The organism is Geobacillus sp. Y412MC52 (assembly GCF_000174795.2).
Lineage (GTDB): Bacteria > Bacillota > Bacilli > Bacillales > Anoxybacillaceae > Geobacillus > Geobacillus thermoleovorans.
In genome coordinates this window covers 1,151,570-1,168,878 of the sequence record NC_014915.1, presented here as the reverse complement: position 1 = coordinate 1,168,878, position 17,309 = coordinate 1,151,570, and the positions used below count along the sequence as shown (strand labels likewise).

Annotated in this window: 23 protein-coding genes; all 23 read right to left on the bottom strand. The window is 54.0% G+C overall.

The genetic code is table 11. From position 1 onward, the window contains the following. Positions 1-2 precede the first annotated feature (2 nt). The gene (fliQ, locus tag GYMC52_RS05915; RefSeq protein ID WP_011230735.1) at positions 3-272 is read right to left on the bottom strand and encodes a flagellar biosynthesis protein FliQ; all 270 of its coding nucleotides are present in this window, start codon (positions 270-272) and stop codon (positions 3-5) included. A 15-nt stretch (positions 273-287) separates the two neighbouring features. Continuing rightward, positions 288-956 carry a flagellar type III secretion system pore protein FliP gene (gene fliP, locus GYMC52_RS05910; protein ID WP_013145748.1) on the bottom strand — a complete coding sequence of 223 codons (669 nt, stop codon included), beginning with the start codon at positions 954-956 and terminating at the stop codon, positions 288-290. Then, entirely contained in the window at positions 949-1,605 is a 657-nt protein-coding gene (gene fliZ / locus GYMC52_RS05905; RefSeq protein ID WP_013523404.1) for a flagella biosynthesis regulatory protein FliZ, read from the bottom strand. The genes fliP and fliZ overlap by 8 nt, the downstream gene beginning before the upstream one ends. Positions 1,606-1,624: 19 nt before the next feature. Further along, positions 1,625-1,984, bottom strand: coding sequence for a response regulator (locus tag GYMC52_RS05900; RefSeq protein ID WP_013145750.1), 360 nt, complete (start codon positions 1,982-1,984; stop codon positions 1,625-1,627). Positions 1,985-2,009: 25 nt separating this feature from the next. Next, positions 2,010-3,191, bottom strand: coding sequence for a flagellar motor switch phosphatase FliY (fliY, locus tag GYMC52_RS05895; protein WP_013523403.1), 1,182 nt, complete (start codon positions 3,189-3,191; stop codon positions 2,010-2,012). Then, positions 3,181-4,185 (bottom strand): flagellar motor switch protein FliM, encoded by a 1,005-nt coding sequence (gene fliM / locus GYMC52_RS05890; RefSeq protein ID WP_011230730.1) that lies wholly within the window; start codon positions 4,183-4,185, stop codon positions 3,181-3,183. Before fliM ends, fliY begins: the two co-directional genes overlap by 11 nt. Positions 4,186-4,213: 28 nt before the next feature. Continuing rightward, the gene (gene fliL, locus GYMC52_RS05885; RefSeq protein ID WP_011230729.1) at positions 4,214-4,642 is read right to left on the bottom strand and encodes a flagellar basal body-associated protein FliL; all 429 of its coding nucleotides are present in this window, start codon (positions 4,640-4,642) and stop codon (positions 4,214-4,216) included. Next, the gene (locus GYMC52_RS05880) at positions 4,629-4,853 is read right to left on the bottom strand and encodes a flagellar FlbD family protein (protein WP_011230728.1); all 225 of its coding nucleotides are present in this window, start codon (positions 4,851-4,853) and stop codon (positions 4,629-4,631) included. The genes fliL and GYMC52_RS05880 overlap by 14 nt, the downstream gene beginning before the upstream one ends. Positions 4,854-4,896: 43 nt before the next feature. Next, positions 4,897-5,694, bottom strand: coding sequence for a flagellar basal body rod protein FlgG (flgG, locus tag GYMC52_RS05875; RefSeq protein WP_013523402.1), 798 nt, complete (start codon positions 5,692-5,694; stop codon positions 4,897-4,899). 17 nt (positions 5,695-5,711) lie between these two features. Next, complete coding sequence (gene flgD, locus GYMC52_RS05870) at positions 5,712-6,140, bottom strand: flagellar hook assembly protein FlgD (protein ID WP_013523401.1); 429 nt, start codon at positions 6,138-6,140, stop codon at positions 5,712-5,714. 17 nt (positions 6,141-6,157) lie between these two features. Then, positions 6,158-7,348: a flagellar hook-length control protein FliK gene (locus GYMC52_RS05865; RefSeq protein ID WP_013523400.1), complete on the bottom strand. Its 1,191-nt coding sequence runs from the start codon at positions 7,346-7,348 to the stop codon at positions 6,158-6,160. Beyond that, positions 7,345-7,956, bottom strand: a complete 612-nt coding sequence (locus tag GYMC52_RS05860) for a MotE family protein (RefSeq protein ID WP_013523399.1) — start codon at positions 7,954-7,956, stop codon at positions 7,345-7,347. The genes GYMC52_RS05865 and GYMC52_RS05860 overlap by 4 nt, the downstream gene beginning before the upstream one ends. Continuing rightward, positions 7,957-8,403: a flagellar export protein FliJ gene (fliJ, locus tag GYMC52_RS05855; protein WP_013145757.1), complete on the bottom strand. Its 447-nt coding sequence runs from the start codon at positions 8,401-8,403 to the stop codon at positions 7,957-7,959. It lies immediately after the preceding gene. Between the two features lie 42 nt (positions 8,404-8,445). Next, positions 8,446-9,756, bottom strand: coding sequence for a flagellar protein export ATPase FliI (gene fliI / locus GYMC52_RS05850; RefSeq protein ID WP_083777781.1), 1,311 nt, complete (start codon positions 9,754-9,756; stop codon positions 8,446-8,448). Next, positions 9,734-10,513 carry a flagellar assembly protein FliH gene (fliH, locus tag GYMC52_RS05845; protein WP_013523397.1) on the bottom strand — a complete coding sequence of 260 codons (780 nt, stop codon included), beginning with the start codon at positions 10,511-10,513 and terminating at the stop codon, positions 9,734-9,736. The genes fliI and fliH overlap by 23 nt, the downstream gene beginning before the upstream one ends. Continuing rightward, the gene (gene fliG / locus GYMC52_RS05840) at positions 10,497-11,516 is read right to left on the bottom strand and encodes a flagellar motor switch protein FliG (RefSeq protein ID WP_011230720.1); all 1,020 of its coding nucleotides are present in this window, start codon (positions 11,514-11,516) and stop codon (positions 10,497-10,499) included. Before fliG ends, fliH begins: the two co-directional genes overlap by 17 nt. Positions 11,517-11,528: 12 nt before the next feature. After that, positions 11,529-13,115 carry a flagellar basal-body MS-ring/collar protein FliF gene (fliF, locus tag GYMC52_RS05835; protein WP_013523396.1) on the bottom strand — a complete coding sequence of 529 codons (1,587 nt, stop codon included), beginning with the start codon at positions 13,113-13,115 and terminating at the stop codon, positions 11,529-11,531. An 81-nt stretch (positions 13,116-13,196) separates the two neighbouring features. Then, entirely contained in the window at positions 13,197-13,493 is a 297-nt protein-coding gene (fliE, locus tag GYMC52_RS05830) for a flagellar hook-basal body complex protein FliE (protein WP_011230718.1), read from the bottom strand. Positions 13,494-13,512: 19 nt separating this feature from the next. Further along, a complete protein-coding gene (flgC, locus tag GYMC52_RS05825; protein ID WP_013523395.1) occupies positions 13,513-13,965 on the bottom strand; it encodes a flagellar basal body rod protein FlgC in 453 nt (150 codons plus the stop codon). A 3-nt stretch (positions 13,966-13,968) separates the two neighbouring features. Continuing rightward, positions 13,969-14,358, bottom strand: coding sequence for a flagellar basal body rod protein FlgB (gene flgB / locus GYMC52_RS05820; RefSeq protein WP_013523394.1), 390 nt, complete (start codon positions 14,356-14,358; stop codon positions 13,969-13,971). 196 nt (positions 14,359-14,554) lie between these two features. After that, complete coding sequence (gene codY / locus GYMC52_RS05815; protein WP_011230715.1) at positions 14,555-15,334, bottom strand: GTP-sensing pleiotropic transcriptional regulator CodY; 780 nt, start codon at positions 15,332-15,334, stop codon at positions 14,555-14,557. Between the two features lie 16 nt (positions 15,335-15,350). Beyond that, on the bottom strand, positions 15,351-16,745 hold the full coding sequence (gene hslU / locus GYMC52_RS05810; protein WP_013523393.1) for an HslU--HslV peptidase ATPase subunit: 1,395 nt from the start codon (positions 16,743-16,745) through the stop codon (positions 15,351-15,353). Positions 16,746-16,762: 17 nt separating this feature from the next. Continuing rightward, positions 16,763-17,305, bottom strand: coding sequence for an ATP-dependent protease subunit HslV (hslV, locus tag GYMC52_RS05805; RefSeq protein WP_011230713.1), 543 nt, complete (start codon positions 17,303-17,305; stop codon positions 16,763-16,765). Between the last annotated feature and the right edge of the window lie 4 nt (positions 17,306-17,309).

Below are 17,309 nucleotides of genomic sequence, written 5' to 3'. Positions count from 1 at the left end.
GATCAACCTATAAACGAAGCAAGATTGTTGAAAATATCGTGCGCGTACGACACCATTTTCGAGAGCATCCACGGCCCAAAGAACACAAGTCCAAGCAAGACGGCGACGATTTTCGGCACAAACGCGAGCGTCTGCTCTTGAATTTGCGTCGCCGCCTGGAAAATGCTGACGACAAGCCCGACGGCAAGGGACAACAACAAGAGCGGCCCGCAGACGACAAGCACGATATACACGCCTTGTTCAGCAAGGCGGATGATGAAATCGGCACTCATAAACGCCACCTATCTTTATTGAAAACTTTGCAACAATGATTTGACGACCAAATGCCAGCCATCAACAAGGACAAACAATAAAATTTTAAACGGCAGCGAAATCATCACTGGCGGCAGCATCATCATCCCCATCGACATTAAGACGCTGGCGACGATCATGTCGATGACTAAAAACGGAATAAAAATCATAAAGCCCATTTGAAACGCCGTTTTCAACTCACTGATGGCAAACGCCGGCACGAGCGCGGTCATCGGGATGTCGTTGATCGTTTTCGGCTGTTTGGCGCCGCTGTATGATAAAAACAGCGCCAAATCTTCCTGCCTTGTGTATTGGCTCATAAACTGCTTCAGCGGAACAGCCGCCCGTTCATACGCCTCCTCCAAGTCAATTTTGTCGGCAAACAGCGGCTGCAATGCCTGATCGTTGATGTCTTTCCAAGTCGGCGCCATAATGAAAAACGTTAAAAACAAGGCGAGCCCGACGAGCACTTGGTTCGGCGGCATCTGCTGCGTGCCGAGCGCCGTGCGCACAAACGACAAAACGATGACGATGCGGGTAAAACATGTCATCATAATGAGAATGCCGGGTGCGATCGACAACACGGTGAGCAGCAGAAGAAGCTTCACCGCTGTCGACACGTGCTCGGGAGCCATCGAATCAAACATATGGACAAATTCACTCATCGCCCGCCGTTCCTTTCCCTTTCAGCCGCTTCAGCCACTCGTTCCGTTTTTCAGTCATTTGCTTCATCTCCTCAGCCAACAGCGTCGAAAACGACGGCGGCAAACCGTTTTTCCGCTTTGATTTCCCCGTCCACTCGCCTCGAAGGAAGGAGCCAAGCCGGCCGAACTCCGCCATTCGTTCCAACCGCTCGCGATGCTGCGCTAACAGCTCATTCATTTCTTGTTCGTCTTCAATTTCCGTAAGCAGCTGAATCGAATCGCCGACACCGATGACGAGCAGCCGACGGCCGACTTTAATGAGCTGTACAGAACGGTTCGTCCCGACGCTCGTCCCGCCGAGATGTTCGATGACACCCTTTTGGCTTGAAACAAACGACTGACGGCGGGACATCCACCTTAACACCGCATAAAGGAGAATGAGAACAAAGGCGGTCGCGCCGATGAGCCGAAGCACATCGGAAGCGGAAACCGCATCAGCGGCTTGATTCGCTGTCTGTTTTGTCTGTTGCCCGGAAGGAGCTGACTTCCCGCATGAATCGGGATGCTGCAGGCAGTCGGCGACCGTCGGGCTTTGGGCGGCTGATGCCGGCGTCGGCCCCAAAGCGATGGCTGCTGCCAGCAAAACGGCCGCCCAGCGCCAAATTGCCATCGTTTCCACCTCTGATCGCTCACCCGATCGTTTTGTTGATCGCTTCGATGACGCGGTCCGCTTGGAACGGCTTGACCACAAAATCTTTCGCTCCGGCTTGAATGGCATCAATCACCATTGCCTGCTGCCCCATCGCGGAGCACATAATGACTTTGGCGTTGCTGTCGATTTTTTTAATTTCCTTGAGCGCCGCAATCCCATCCATCTCCGGCATCGTAATATCCATTGTCACTACATCGGGCCGCGTTTCCTTGTATTTCTCGATCGCCTGCCGCCCATCGGCCGCTTCGGCGACGACTTCATGTCCGTTTTTCGTCAAAATGTCTTTAATCATCATGCGCATAAATGCCGCATCATCAACGACAAGCACTCTTGCCATGTCCCCTTACCTCCCAAACGCCTGTTTATTTTAGCTTTGTCAGCCGATCGCTTTGGCTGATGATGTCCGTGATGCGGACGCCGAAATTTTCATCGATGACGACAACCTCGCCTTTCGCGATCAGCTTGTTGTTGACAAACACATCGACCGGTTCGCCGGCCAGTTTATCGAGCTCAATGATCGATCCAGTCGACAGCTGCAAAATTTCCTGCACCGATCGCTTCGTCCGTCCGAGTTCAACCGTCACCTGCAGCGGCACATCAAACAGCAGCTCCAAATTGCGCGCCTCCGTTGCCGCAAGCGGCGGGGCATCGAACTCGACGAAATCGGCGGTTTGAATATGCCGAGCGGTTGCACCATCCCTCTCCTTGTCCGCGCGCCCAGCCGGCGGTTCATCCGTCGAGCGGCTCGCCGCTTCTGAAACGGCCGCACCGCCGTTCGCCTGAGCGTAAGTCGGAACAGGCTGCGGCTCGCTAAACGGCCGCGCGTCCGCCGACGACTTGAGGTTAACTTCCGCAGCCCCCGGCTCCTCAAGCGGCGAGCCGAGCAATTGGGCAACCAATTCTTTCGCGAAATCGACCGGCAACAGCTGCATAATGCTTGAGTCGATCAACTCGCCGATTTTCAGCCGAAACGACACTTTAATGAGAAAATCTTCATCCGGCAAATATTCCATCCCTTTTCCTTCCGCCAAATCAAGCAGGTGGAGCGTCGGCGGGGAAATATCAACCCGCTTGCCAAAGACGGTCGACATCGACGTCGCCGCTGAGCCCATCATTTGGTTCATCGCTTCTTGAACAGCGCTCAGCTGAATCTCTCCGAGCGGACCATCGGCCGCCGTTCCGTCGCCGCCAAGCATTAAATCAGCGATAATCGCCGCGTCTTGCTGTTTAATGACCAACAAGTTTGTCCCTAGCAGCCCTTCCGTATAGTTGACTTGGATGGCGACATATGGCTGCGGAAATTCATCAGCGACGCTTGTGCGCTCGATAATGGACACGCTTGGCGTCGTAATTTCCACTTTTTGGTTCAATAACATCGACAGGGCAGTGGCCGAACTGCCGAAAGAAATATTGCCGATTTCCCCAAGGGCGTCCTGCTCAAGTGGAGAGAGAATATCATGAAGCGCCGGAATATGTCCGTCGCTGTCCATTCCGCGCAACAAAGCATCAATTTCATCCTGCGACAACATTCCATCATTCATCATGGTCGTCTTCGTCCCCCTCGATCATCGCTAAAATTTGCACCGCCAGCTTTTTGTTCCGCTTCCCCGGCTGGCCGATAAACTTTGGAATATGGCCGATTTTGACCACGAGCGGCTCATGAATCGACTGCTCGAGCTGAATGACATCGCCGGCCTCGAGTTGAAGAAATTCATTGACCGTGATGACCGCCGTTCCCAGTTCAGCGATAATCGGCAATTTTGCCGCGCGGATGCGCTGTTCGATCCGTTTCGCTTCCTCGGGGGAACGCTCCTTTTTTTGCGCCTGCATCCAGTAATGCACCGACAGCCGCGGCATAATCGGCTCCAAGACGACATGCGGAATGCACACATTCATCATGCCGCGCGCTTCGCCGATTTGCGTGTTGAGCGAAATGACGACGACGGTGTCGTTCGGCGCAATCATGCGCAAAAACTGCGGATTGACTTCAAAATCGACAAAGAGCGGGTCGACTTCCGCCACCGATTCCCAAGCGTCGCGCCAATGGACAAACGCCTTGTCAAACAAATTGGACATGATGCGTGTTTCAATCTCCGTCAAATGCTCCACTTTATCCATGCCGACGCCGCGCCCGCCCATCACCCGGTCAAGCATGGCGTAAGCGATGTTCGGGTTGACTTCCAAAAGGACATGTCCGCCAAGCGGCGGCACCTCAAAGACATTGATGATCGTCATTTTTGGGATGGAGCGGACAAATTCTTCGTATGGAATTTGGTCGGCCGATGCGACCGAAATTTGCACATATGTGCGCAACTGGGCGGAAAAAAACGTTGTCAGCAGACGGGCGAAATTCTCATGAATGCGCGTCAGGCTGCGGATTTGATCTTTGGAAAACCGGAGCGCCCGCCGGAAATCATACGTTTTGACGCGTCGGCCTTCCTCCTCTTTTTTCAGCTCCTCCGCGCTCATCTCCCCTGCAGAAAGCGCAGCGAGCAACGCGTCAATTTCGCTTTGCGACAATACTTCCCCGGCCGTCATTTCATCTTCCCCCCTTCCAATGACAGGGCTACTGGAGGATAAAAGAGGTAATGTAGACGTTCTCCACTCTCCCTTCTTGCATCAATCCGTTGATCTCGCGCTTCAGCCGCTCTTTCAGCGCCGTCAGCCCTTCTTTTCCTTTAAAGTCGGCCGCTTTCATCTGCGAAAGTTGCTCGATGATCACGTCTTTCATCTGAAAATCGCGTTTCTCCGCCTCTTCTTTTCCTTGATCGCTGTCTGTTTCAATTTTAAATGAGATTTTAATATAACGCCCGTCCGCTAAATTGGTGGTCATTTCCGGAATGTCGATCGATCGTTCCGCCAGTTCGTCAGCGCTTGGCGCCCCTTGTTTTTCCGCATGCCCCATCTTCATCACCGCGACAAGCGCCGCCGTTCCGGCCAAGGCGATGACCGCCAGCACAATGATCATCGTTTTGATTGCTTTATTCCCTTTCACTGTCCAATCCTCCTGCTTTCGGTAAGCGAAACACACCAAGCTGCCGGTAAAATTCGCTCGCTCGTGCAGCCACTTGCTCGACCGTTTCGCGCACGACGAATTTTTTTCCGTTCGTCAGCGTCACGGTCGTATCAGGAAACGCTTCAATTTGTTCGATGTACAACGCATTGAGCACAAACCGTTTGCCGTTGAGCTTCGTTAACGAAATCATCGGCCAGCAGGCGCAAGACGCCGCTCACGCCCTACCTCCTATTCTATTTTTTCAAGTTGACAAGCTCTTGCAAAATTTCATCCGATGTCGTAATGATGCGCGTATTCGCCTGGAAGCCGCGCTGGGCGACGATCATCTCCGTGAATTCCTCGGCAAGGTCGACGTTGGACATCTCAAGCGCGCCGGAGACGATCGTTCCTGTTCCGTTCGCTCCCGGTGCCCCTGTCGTTGGCGTTCCAGAGTTGGTCGTTTCGCGGAACAAGTTGTTGCCGGCTTTTTCTAATCCGTCATTGTTTGCAAATTTGGCCAGCTGAATCGTGCCGATCGTACTTAAAGTCCCAGAAGCATCCACAATGGTCACTTTGCCGTCCGCCCCGATGCTCAAGCTTTTCGCATCTGTCGGAACTTGAAGGCGGCTATTTCCAACACCGAGCAAATATTGGCCATCAACATTGACAATATAGCCTTGCGAATCGAGATAAAAATTCCCGGCTCTCGTATACATGCGATTGTTGCCGGACGCATCGCCGACGACGAAAAACCCGTCGCCGGAAATGGCCAAATCGAGCACACGCCCGGTCGTTTGCAAGCTGCCTTGCGTATGGACGGTGTCGATCGCTGCAAGCTGCGAACCGAGCCCGACCTGCTTTGGATTCGTCCCGCCGCGGCCGGCATTGGGCCCGCTTGCTCCAGAAATCGTCTGGCTCATTAAATCTTTGAAAATCGTTCGTCCTTTTTTAAACCCGTACGTATTGACATTGGCAATGTTGTTGCCGATGACATCCAACTTCGTTTGAAAGTTGCGCATGGCGCCGATTCCGGAATACATGGAACGAAGCATCGGTTTCCTCTCCCCTTTTATCCTTTTTGTTCGACTTTCACGACCGCATCCGCGGCAATCGTTGTCCCGTTATCAAGCCCAAGAGTCACTTGGCCGTCTTTTTGCATGACCGATTGAACGACGGCGCTCATCATCGTCTCGCCGTCTTGCCAGTGCACCGTTTTGCCGATCCATTCGCTGTAGCGCAAAAGCGCATCGCGGCTTGACGCTTGCATCCATTGCTGCATCAAATTGGCGATGTTCATCATTTGCTCAAGCGAGGAGAAGTTCGCCATTTGCGCGATAAAGTCTTTATCTTCCATTGGATTGAGCGGGTCTTGATTTTCGAGCTGAGCGAGCAAAATTTTGAGAAAGTCGTCTTTTCCTAAAATTTGATTGCCCGTTTTCCGTTCCGGCTGAACCGCGTTTGCCAGCCATAAGCTTCCATCAATCGCATTCGTTGTCATCCTCGTTCTTTTCCCCCTTATGCGTCAGCTTCGATCCCGTCTAGCGCAAACGGGAAGGAAGATGATGGCTCCCGCTTTTGTTTTTGCCGCGATTCGCCCTGCTGCTGCCCTCCTTGGCGGTTCCCGGAATACGGCGGCATCGCGGGGCTGTCATAATCCGACCAAACGGTCCATTTTTCGACCGTGATGGAACTCGCATCAAGCTGCTGAGCAAGCTGCGGCAAATGAGCGTAGAGCAACTCTTTCACCGCGTCGTTCGCCACGAGCAGCTTGGCGGCGAGCTTTCCACCTTCCTCTGTCATTTTCACCGTCACCGTCCCGAGATGTTCCGGATGCAGACGGATGACAAGCTGCATGACACCGTTTGGAAGCTTCATCCACCGCGCCGACCTTAGCGCGTGGGCGACTTGATCAGCGACGCTTCCGCCAGCTGACGCCGGCATCTCGCCGACCAACCCGACAGATGAAGAGGAGGGTGATAAAAGCGCAGGAGGAGTGGTGAACGAAGGAGCGGCCTCGCCGCCATGCCCCTTGTCCCCCCTTTTTGGCAGCGAAACGTCTTTTTCGCCAGCCGGACGGACAGGAGAAGCTTCGTTAGGCAGCGCGACAACCGTCCTGTTGCCTCCCTGCTCATGGAATGGACGCTGGTCGCCGTCGCTCAGGAGCGGTGGAAACATCCCTGTTTTTCCGCTGGAAGGCGAACCCGATTCAGCATCGATATGACCACGTTTCCGTCCGTCGGTTATGAACGCACGTTCAAATCCCGCTTCATCGGCCGCCGGCTGAGCGGCAATCGTTTCTTCACCATTCATCGCACCGACAAACGGAAATGTCCAATGATCACTCGTTTTCCCTTCCGCCTGCTGATCCGCCTCCAAAAGCGGCGCGCCTGCAGCTGCCGAAATAGGTGCGACAGCCAAAGCTGTCATGATGGAAGGGGCAAGCCACAATGATTCGATTTGCGCCGGCTTCTTTTCCGCTGAAGATGGTTGTCCGGCTGCGCCCGTTTCCATTCCGCCATTTTGCCAATCTGGCTCTTTGTTTTTGCTCGACTCCTCTTGAAACAAGCTAGTCTCTGCCCCAGCGGGCAATAACTCTTGTTGCTTGTGCGCAAGCAACGCCGCAAACACGTTTGCGTTTTCCGCCTCTTTTTTCACCGCTATAGCGCCTGCCGATAGCGGCGCGTTTGCTGTGATCGTTACTTTCATTCGGCCGCCTCCTTCCCCATCGCCCTTTTGCTTAACGATGCCAACAGTTTCGCCGCCTGCCCAGCCGGCATTTGTTCCAAAATGGCTGCCGCTTTGTCGCCGTCAATCTGGCTCAGTACACGGAGCGCTTCGCTCTCAGGCAGTTCCGCTAAAATAGCCGCCGCCTGTTTTTCCGACATGGCGTCATACATGCGGACGACATCTTCTTCCGTCAAGGCCGGCTCGTCAACAGGCTCAGCCTGAGCGTCCGTTTTCCCGCTTGGCGCAGACAGCTGGGCGATTTCCTTTTCCTTTGCCGCCAATTCATTTTTCAACTGCTTGATTTGCTTTTGTTGGTCGGCGATCGTTCGTTTTTGCCGGTTGATCGTCTGCTGCTGAGCTTCAATCGTTTTTTGCAAAGCTTTCTCCCTTTTGCTCCAGTTGATCCACTCGGAGACAAACGGCGCCTTTATGGTCCACTGCTTTGCCGCCTTGGCCGCATCAACGCCGGCAATGTTTAAAATCAACAACAGAAAGGAGGCGGCAAACGCACTCGGAATGACAATGACAAACAACAGCCATTGCCACCAACTCGCCTGCATTTCCTGTTCAACTTTGCTCTCCGCCATCTATACCTCTCCTTGCCTTGCAAAACGTTGAACCGCCATTTCATCAAACAGGCGGCGCTCCGCTTCCCTCTCAAGCTGCTCGGCCCACTGCTTCATGCGCTCGCGCATTTTTTCGTATTTTTTCACTTCGATATTCAATTCCATCAAACGCTGCTGCCGGCGCTGCATCCGCTCGCGCGCCTGCATGACGACGAGCTGATAATGGTCGATCATCCGCTCTAAATTCGCCATATATTGCAGCCTAAGGCGAATGTCTCCGACGGACAGGCCGGCTTGAAGCTGTTCATCCCGAGCCGCCGCGCATTCTTCTTTTTCCTTGAGCAGGCGGTAAAGCGTTTCGGCTGCCTGCTCAAACCGGCGGACCGCCTCCTCGTATTCGCCAAGCGCCTTTTCTTTTTCTTTTTCTTTCATCGCCAGCACTTTTTGCAGCCGAAACGTCGGCGTCACATTTGTTCCCCCTTTCATCGTCTGAACATGGCGCGCGATTTCTCACCGAACCGACAGCAAGCGCAACAGGGCATCAATGCTTTCGGCGCGCGTCGTTTTTTCATCGATGTTTTGGCGGCAAAACGCCATCATTTGCGGATAAAATTCGATCGCCTCATCAATTTCTTGGGACGATCCTCGTTTGTACGCCCCAATTTGAATCAAATCCTCCGAATCGATATAAGTGGACAGAAGGCGGCGAAACCGGTTTGCCGCTTCGCGGTGCTCTGCGCTGATCATGTGGGGCATGACGCGGCTGACGCTTTTGAGCACGTTAATCGCCGGGTAATGCCCTTTGTTCGCCAGCTGGCGTTCCAATACAAAATGGCCATCCAAAATGCCGCGCACCGCATCCGCGATCGGCTCATTCATGTCATCGCCGTCAACAAGCACTGTATAAAACGCGGTGATCGTGCCGGAAGCGTTCGTTCCAGCCCGTTCAAGCAGCTTTGGCAGGAGGGCGAAGACCGATGGCGTATAGCCTTTCGTCGTCGGCGGCTCACCGACGGCAAGGCCAATCTCCCGCTGCGCCATCGCGACGCGGGTGACCGAGTCCATCATGAGCATGACATCCGCCCCTTGGTCGCGGAAATATTCGGCGATCGCCGTTGCCGTATAGGCGCCTTTGACGCGCATCAGCGCCGGCTGGTCGGACGTGGCGACGACGACGACCGAGCGGGCCAAGCCGTCCGGGCCAAGGTCGCGCTCTAAAAACTCGCGCACTTCGCGGCCACGCTCGCCGATTAAGGCGATGACGTTCACATCAGCCGACGTATGGCGGGCGATCATTCCCATGAGCGTGCTTTTGCCGACGCCCGAGCCGGCAAAAATGCCGACGCGCTGCCCCTTGCCGACGGCAAGCAGGCTGTCGATGACGCGGATGCCGACTTCAAGCGGTTCGACAATCGGCGGCCGAACGAGCGGATTGGGCGGATCGCGTTCGACCGAAACCGGCTTCAGCCCGGGCGGCAACGGGCTCCCGTCAAGCGGTTGGCCGAGCGGATCAAGAACCATGCCAATGAGCGCATCGCCGACGTGCACTTCAAGCGGCCGGCCGGTCGCTTCGACAAGGCAGCCGGGAGCGATATGGGTCGTGGCGGAAAACGGCATAAGCAAGACGTGCTGTTCATGAAAGCCGACGACTTCGGCGGGAATTTTCCGGCATCCGCTCTGTTCATGGATGTAACAAAGATCGCCAATGGAGCTTTTCGGTCCTTTCGATTCCATCATCAAGCCGATGACGCGCGACACTTTGCCAAACCGTTTATACAAGTCGACAGCGTCTATTTCATCAAGAAGCGCCTGCCAGTTCAGAAAACGCCCCCTCCTTCAATCGCCGGTAGAGCGCCTCGCGCAGCCGCTCAAGCTGTACATCGACGCCCGCCTCGATGCGCCCAAACGGCGTCTCCACGACACAGCCATATTCAGGAAGCGCATCATCCGGGTAGATGAATAGATCAACGCGATGCGGAAACACAGATTTCAGCAGCTCTTTTTGTTCTGCCACGATTTCGTAGCCGTGCGGATGCACATAAACGGCCACTTCCGTTTGCTGGCGCACTTCCTGCAATGCTTGGTGCACGAGCGGCAAAAAAGCGTTTCGATCGCCCTCAAGCGCGGCGCCGAGAATGCGTTCGGCCGCTTTTAACGCCACCTCCAGCATCGCCTCAGCCGTCGATTCGATGCGAGCGTAAAATTCGGTGTTCGCTCGCTCCGCCAAGCGGCGGGCTTGCTCGATCAACGCGCGGTGCTCGCTCAAAGCCTCCTCGCGCCCAGCCGCATAGCCGTCTTCATACCCGCGGGCGCGCGCTTCCTGCATGAGACGCTCTTTCTCACGCTGCCATTCCTCTTTTTCGCGGGCCAACTGCTCGCGCACCGATTCGTAATATTGCTCTGCCTGGCGGCGAAGCTTGGCTGCTTCTTCCTTGGCGGCGGCGACCGCTTCCATCTCCCGCTGCCGATCGTCGACGGACGATGGAAGATCGGAAACATGGCGCTGCACGATGATCGTCTTTTTCCCAGCGCGCGCCGCCAATTTCGGCGCTTTAATGACGTTAGACAATAATATCATCTCCTCCCCCGCGCGCGATGACGATTTCTCCGGCCTCTTCGAGACGACGGATCACTGCGACGATGCGCGATTGCGCCTCCTCGACATCACGCAGCCGGACTGGCCCCATATATTCCATTTCTTCTTTGAATGTCTCGGCCATTCTTGTCGACATGTTGCGGAAAATAATGTTTTTCACTTCGTCGCTCGCTACTTTCAGCGCCAACATGAGATCGTTGTTGTCCACCTCGCGGATGACGCGCTGAATGGCGCGGTGATCGAGCGTCACGATATCTTCAAAGACAAACATCCGTTTTTTAATTTCCTCGGCCAGTTCCGGGTCTTGAATTTCCAAGGCATCCAAAATCGTCCGCTCCGTGCTCCGGTCGACTTGGTTCAGCACTTCCACGACCGCCTCAATTCCGCCGGCTTGCGTGTAATCTTGCACGACGGTCGCGGACAGCCGCCGCTCCAAAATTTGCTCGACTTCGTTGATAATCTCCGGCGATGTGCTGTCCATCAGCGCGATGCGCCGGGCGACATCCGCCTGCATTTCCTGCGGCAGCGCCGATAAAATTTGCCCTGCCTGTGCCGGCTCCAAATACGAAAGAATCAGAGCGATCGTTTGTGGATGTTCATTTTGAATGAAGTTTAACAGCTGCATCGGGTCGGCTTTGCGGGCGAAATCAAACGGCCGCACCATCAGCGCTGATGTCAGGCGGTTGATGATCTGCATCGCCTTATCCGGGCCGAGCGCTTTTTCAAGCACTTCTTTCGCATAGGCGATGCCGCCTTGGGCAATGTAATCTTGCGCCAAGGCGAGCTGTCGAAACTCTTCAAGCACTTCCTCTTTTTGTTCGGCCGTCACTTGACGGACGTTGGAAATTTCTAGCGTCAGCTTCTCAATCTCTTCCTCGGATAAATGTTTATAGACAGAGGCCGACACATCCGGGCCGAGGGAAATAAGCAGGATGGCTGCTTTTTGCCTGCCCGACAGCCCGCCTTTTCGTTCGCGCTTTGCCATACGCCGTTCCCCCTACTCTTCCGATAGCCACGTTTTTAATAGTTTTGCAAACTCATCCGGCTTTTCTTTCGCCAGCCGCTCAAGCTGTCGACGGCGCAACGCTGCCTCCGTCTCCGGCGGCTCCGGCAAATCCGGCTCCGTCGAAAGCGGCGGAGTGAACAAGTGTTCTTCTTCCTCTTCCTCGTCTTCACGGCGGCGGCGCAGCCAGAGGAACAACAGCAAGGCAACGAGCAACAGCGCTCCTGCACCGGACGCATACCACCACCACGCCGGCCGGTCCGGCGCCAGTTCGGTGAATGTCGGCTTGCCGTTGAATTTTTGCACCGAAACGACGATACGGTTGTTGATGTCTTGATCCGTGAGCGTTTGCGCCTCGCTTTTGTCAATTGACGTCCGAACGATCGTTCCTAGCAGTTTTTGAATATCATTGACCGTCTCGGGCGGCAGCGAGTTCGGATCATTAGGGTCAGGCGGCTCGACCATCACTTGGATGCCTAGGTCGCGGATTTTATATGGACTTTCGACGATTTGCTTTTTGATTTTGTTTACCTCGTTGTTGATCGTCTCTTCGGTTCGTTCATAGTTGCCGTTTGTTGCGCCGTTTGCGTTTTGGTAGCCCGGCACTTCGTTCGCGCCCGTTCCAGCGGCGCCTCCGGGCGGCGCACCGCTCCCGGAGTACGTCTCTTTAATGCGCTGAACGCTGACGGCAATACCTTGCTTCGTTTTCTCGTCCACTGGAGAAACCAAATTTTCTTCTCGTTTCTCCTGCGTAAAGTCGACATCCGCCGTCACGGAAACGACGACTTTATCCTGCCCCATCATCGTGCCGAGCAGTTGCTGCACTTGGCGTTGAATGTCGCGCTCGATCTGCTTTTTGATTTGTTGCTGCGAGGCGAATGTCGTTCCTGTCGAATTTTCGCCGTCGTTTTTTAAATCGTAATACTCAAAAAACTGATTCATAATGACGATATTATCTGTAGAGAGATTCGGAACACTTTTGGCGACGAGATGATAGAGCGCTTTGATTTGCTCGTCGCTGAATTGATAGCCCGGCTTCGTCTTCAGCACGATCGAAGCCGAGGCTTCCCCTTTCTCATCGGAAACGAATACGCTCGGCTGCGGAAGGTTGATCATGACTTTGGCGTCCTCGACGCCGTCGATCGTCTTGATCAAGTTGGCGAGCTCCGTTTGCATCGCCTTCAGCTTCACCATATTGAACTCGTTATCCGTCATGCCGAAGCTCGCGTTTTGGCCGAAAAATGAATAGTCAATGACTCCACTGTTCGGGATGCCTTCAGCAGCGAGCTCGACTTTCAGCGCGTCCACTTGCTCTTTCGGCACTTTAATCGTCGTCCCGCCGTCCGCCACTTCGGCCGGAACGCCGCGCTGGTCAAGCGTTGCTTTAATTTGCCCCGCTTCTTGCGGCGACAAATTGCTGTAGAGGGGCACCATTTCCGTCCTTGTGGCGAAAAAGACGCCGACGCCAACGGCCAAAAGCACGGCCGCTGCCGCAGTGAGCACGAGCCATTTCTGTTTTTTTGTCCGTTCCTGCCAAAACGCGCGAGCGCGGCTCCACCACTCTTTCCATTTCCTTCTCATACAATTCCCCCGATGATCCAATACCTGCCGCCATAGCGCAACAATGGCGGCGGCTTCCGTATGTATTGCGATTCATTGCTGCTACAATGGCATGCGCATCATTTCTTGATACGCCTCGATCGCTTTGTTGCGGATCTCCAGCGTCAGCTGCAACGTGATGCTCGCTTTTTGCGCGGCGATCATCACATCATGCAACTGAACGTTCTCCCCGCGAACGAGCTTTTCCGTCAGCGCATCGGCTTGAATTTGCGCTTCGTTCACGCGGTTGAGCGCCTCTTTGAAAAATGCGGCGAATTGCTTTTGCGCCTCAGCCGGCTTCGCTGGGGGCGAAACGGCGGAAGACATCGTCAGCCCAATGCGGCTTGCTCCATCAATCATCGTTTATCCCCCTCGCATGCTATTTCCCGATCTCGAGCGCCTTCATGAGCATTCCTTTTGAAGCATTCAACACCGTAACGTTCGCCTCATACGAACGCGTCGCCCCGATCAAGTCCACCATTTCTTTCAGCGGGTCGACGTTTGGCAGACGCACATAGCCGTCGGCGCCCGCATCCGGGTGATTCGGGTCGTAGACGAGTTTAAACGGCGCCGGATCATCGACAATTTCGCGCACCTGCACTCCGCCGTCCACCGCGTCGGCACGGCCGAGCGCAGCCTGCAAATAGCCCGAAAACGATCCGCTCTGCGGTTCGATGATGACCATTTTGCGGCGGTACGGCTCCCATTCGCCGTTGACAAGGCGGGCGCGCGTCGTATCGACGTTAGCGATGTTGGAGGCAATCACGTCCATGCGCAACCGTTGGGCGGTCAACGCCGAAGCCGAAATGTTTAGACTTTGAAACAAAGACACCCGTTATTTCCCTCCTTTAATCACTGTTTTCAACGTTGTAAATTTGCCGTTGAGCCGCTCGATTAAGGCATTGTAATAAATTTGGTTTTCTGCTAGTTTTGACATTTCTTGATCGATATCGACACTGTTTCCATTATGATTGTAACTCACCGTTGTGTCCGTCGTCACGATGATTTTTCCATTTTGTTCGTTTGGAAACGAAAAATGCTTCGGATTCGTCCGTTTGGCCTCAAGCCGAAACGCCCGTTCCAATTCAGACTGAAAGCGCACATCTTTCGCCTTATAGCCCGGCGTATCGGCGTTGGCGATGTTGTCGGCGATCGCCTGTTGGCGAAGCGCAGCGTAGCGAAGCCCTTGTTCAAGCCAACCGATCGTCGCTGAAAAGAGCGCCAATGGAATCCCCTCTTTTCTCCTATTTTTCGACAATTTCTGCTAGTTTTCATTTTACGGGAAAGAAAACCCAATGTATAGACGGAACTTGGTACTATTTTTCGACGATGCCATTACAGAAAAACGATGCCAAGGATGTTTGTCAAAACAAAAAACCCGCCGGGCCAAAATACCCAGCAGGCTTAGGCGGCTACGCCGTTCAGCTCGATTTCAATTTTTCAAGTTCGCTTAAAAACTTGTCGTTCAATACTTTAATGTACGTTCCTTTCATGCCGAGTGAACGCGATTCGATCACTCCGGCGCTTTCTAGTTTGCGCAGAGCATTGACAATGACCGAGCGGGTGATGCCGACGCGGTCGGCGATTTTGCTCGCGACAAGCAGCCCTTCCGTTCCGTCAAGCTCCTCAAAAATGTGTTCGATCGCCTCAAGCTCGCTGTAAGAAAGGGAGCTGATCGCCATTTGCACGACCGCCTTGCTGCGCGCTTCCTCTTCAATTTCTTCCGCCTTTTCACGCAGAATTTCCATGCCGACGACCGTCGCACCGTATTCAGCCAAAATGAGATCGTCATTGTCAAACTCGCGGTCAAGGCGCGATAAAATGAGCGTGCCGAGCCGCTCGCCTCCGCCGTTGATCGGAACAATCGTCGTCAATCCGGTTTTGAACAAGTCACGATTTTCCACTGGAAACGCCGTATATTCGCTATTAATATCAATATTAGGAGACGTTTCCGTAATGTTGAACAAGTTTTTCGTGTATTCTTCCGGAAACTGGCGCTCCTCCAGCATCCGCTTCATCCGTTCGTTTTCAATCGATTGTTTAATGGCGAATCCAAGCAGTTTGCCGCGGCGGCTGACGACAAACACATTGGCTTCAATCACTTCGCAAAGCGTTTCTGCCATTTCTTTAAAATTGACCGGCCGTCCGGCCGCCTTTTGCAACATGGCGTTGATTTTCCGCGTTTTCTCTAGCAAGTTCATTGATTTCATCTCCTCCTCATAAAATAAACTCGCTTAAATCTTTGTTTTTGACGATGCTGCCGAGTTTTTGCTCGACATATTGCGGTGTGATGACGACCTTGTCGATTCCGATGTCCGGCGCCTCAAACAGCAAGTCTTCCAGCAGTTTTTCCAAAATCGTGTGCAACCGGCGCGCACCGATGTTGTCGGTCGTCTGGTTTACTTCAAACGCCACCTCGGCAATCTTACGAATAGCATCGTCAGAAAATTCAAGACTTATACCTTCTGTTGCCAAAAGAGCTTGATATTGTTTAATGAGCGCGTTATTCGGCTCGACTAATATTCTTACGAAATCGTCGACAGAAAGTTTCGCAAGCTCGACGCGGATCGGGAAACGGCCTTGCAGCTCAGGGATCAAATCCGACGGCTTCGCCATATGGAACGCGCCGGCGGCGATGAATAAAATATGGTCTGTTTTCACCGGTCCGTACTTCGTCATGACGGTCGACCCTTCGACAATTGGCAAAATGTCGCGCTGCACCCCTTCGCGCGAGACGTCGGCCGAGCCGGACACCGCTCCGCTGCGGGCGATTTTGTCGATTTCATCGATAAAAATGATGCCGGACTGCTCAGCCAGGCGGACGGCCTCTTGCGTCACTTCATCCATGTCGATCAGCTTTTGCGCTTCCTCGTTGATGAGCACTTTGCGCGCTTCACTCACTTTGAGACGCCGCTTTTTGCGCCGCTTCGGCATGAGGCTGCTCAAGGCGTCCTGCATGTTCATCCCCATCTGCTCAATGCCTGCCCCTTGCAAAAAGTCAAACCATAACGGCGTCTGTTCCTCGATTTCAATCGTCACCATCTCGTTTTCCAACTGCCCGTTTGCCAACTGCCAAGCAACTTGGCGCCGCTTTTGTTCCACCTGTTCATCCTCATGGCTGTAGCTGTTGTCCGCTTGGGCTCCTTGGCCGCCAAACAGCAGCTCAAGCGGATTTTTGATTGTCTGCTTTGGCTTGCCCGGAACGAGCAGTTCAACAAGCCGCTTGTTCGCCTGCTGTTCAGCCCTGTCTTTCACTTCGTTCATTTTTCGTTCTTTCACGAGCCTAACTGACGTTTCCACTAAATCGCGCACCATCGATTCGACGTCGCGCCCGACATAACCGACTTCGGTGAATTTCGTCGCTTCGACTTTGATGAACGGGGCGCCGACGAGTTTGGCGAGCCGGCGGGCGATCTCCGTCTTCCCGACCCCGGTCGGGCCAATCATTAAAATGTTTTTCGGCATCACTTCATCGCGCAATTTTTCATCGAGCAAACTGCGGCGGTACCGGTTGCGAAGCGCGATCGCCACCGCCTTTTTTGCCTCTTTTTGCCCGACGATGAACTGATCGAGCTTTTCGACAATCTGCCGTGGAGTCAACGTTTCCGCCATCATCGGCCTCCTCCTTTTTACAGCTCTTCAACAATAATATGGCCGTTCGTATAAACGCAAATGTCAGCAGCGATCTCGAGCGCCGCCTTGGCAATCTCTTTCGCGGTCATCGAGCCGCCGGCGTACTTCTTCAACGCACGCCCAGCAGCCAACGCATACTGACCGCCCGAGCCGATGGCAAGCATGCCATCATCCGGCTCAATCACTTCGCCCGTGCCGGAGACAAGCAACAAATGCTGTTTGTCCATAACAATGAGCATCGCCTCGAGGCGGCGCAACACTTTATCGCTCCGCCACTCTTTCGCCAGCTCAACCGCCGCGCGCGGCAAGTTGCCATTCCATTGTTCGAGCTTGCCTTCAAACATTTCAAACAGCGTAAACGCGTCAGCGACGGAGCCGGCAAAACCGGCGAGCACGTTTCCTTGGAACAGCCGCCGCACTTTTTTCGCTGTATGCTTCATGACGACCGCATTGCCGAATGTCACTTGGCCGTCTCCAGCCATGGCGGATGCGCCGTTATGGCGGATGGCAAAAATTGTCGTCGCATGAAAGGCTCCCATCATT

Bases quoted from the DNA above. Each gene is read 5' to 3' on its own strand.
- fliQ (WP_011230735.1), bottom strand. From the start codon at position 272: ATGAGTGCCGATTTCATCATCCGCCTTGCTGAACAAGGCGTGTATATC.
- fliP (WP_013145748.1), bottom strand. From the start codon at position 956: ATGAGTGAATTTGTCCATATGTTTGATTCGATGGCTCCCGAGCACGTG.
- fliZ (WP_013523404.1), bottom strand. From the start codon at position 1,605: ATGGCAATTTGGCGCTGGGCGGCCGTTTTGCTGGCAGCAGCCATCGCT.
- GYMC52_RS05900 (WP_013145750.1), bottom strand. From the start codon at position 1,984: ATGGCAAGAGTGCTTGTCGTTGATGATGCGGCATTTATGCGCATGATG.
- fliY (WP_013523403.1), bottom strand. From the start codon at position 3,191: ATGATGAATGATGGAATGTTGTCGCAGGATGAAATTGATGCTTTGTTG.
- fliM (WP_011230730.1), bottom strand. From the start codon at position 4,185: ATGACGGCCGGGGAAGTATTGTCGCAAAGCGAAATTGACGCGTTGCTC.
- GYMC52_RS05880 (WP_011230728.1), bottom strand. From the start codon at position 4,853: ATGATTTCGTTAACGAAGCTCAACGGCAAACGGTTTGTGCTCAATGCG.
- flgG (WP_013523402.1), bottom strand. From the start codon at position 5,694: ATGCTTCGTTCCATGTATTCCGGAATCGGCGCCATGCGCAACTTTCAA.
- flgD (WP_013523401.1), bottom strand. From the start codon at position 6,140: ATGACAACGAATGCGATTGATGGAAGCTTATGGCTGGCAAACGCGGTT.
- GYMC52_RS05865 (WP_013523400.1), bottom strand. From the start codon at position 7,348: ATGAAAGTAACGATCACAGCAAACGCGCCGCTATCGGCAGGCGCTATA.
- GYMC52_RS05860 (WP_013523399.1), bottom strand. From the start codon at position 7,956: ATGGCGGAGAGCAAAGTTGAACAGGAAATGCAGGCGAGTTGGTGGCAA.
- fliH (WP_013523397.1), bottom strand. From the start codon at position 10,513: ATGATATTATTGTCTAACGTCATTAAAGCGCCGAAATTGGCGGCGCGC.
- fliG (WP_011230720.1), bottom strand. From the start codon at position 11,516: ATGGCAAAGCGCGAACGAAAAGGCGGGCTGTCGGGCAGGCAAAAAGCA.
- fliF (WP_013523396.1), bottom strand. From the start codon at position 13,115: ATGAGAAGGAAATGGAAAGAGTGGTGGAGCCGCGCTCGCGCGTTTTGG.
- fliE (WP_011230718.1), bottom strand. From the start codon at position 13,493: ATGATTGATGGAGCAAGCCGCATTGGGCTGACGATGTCTTCCGCCGTT.
- codY (WP_011230715.1), bottom strand. From the start codon at position 15,334: ATGAACTTGCTAGAGAAAACGCGGAAAATCAACGCCATGTTGCAAAAG.
- hslU (WP_013523393.1), bottom strand. From the start codon at position 16,745: ATGGCGGAAACGTTGACTCCACGGCAGATTGTCGAAAAGCTCGATCAG.
- hslV (WP_011230713.1), bottom strand. From the start codon at position 17,305: ATGGGAGCCTTTCATGCGACGACAATTTTTGCCATCCGCCATAACGGC.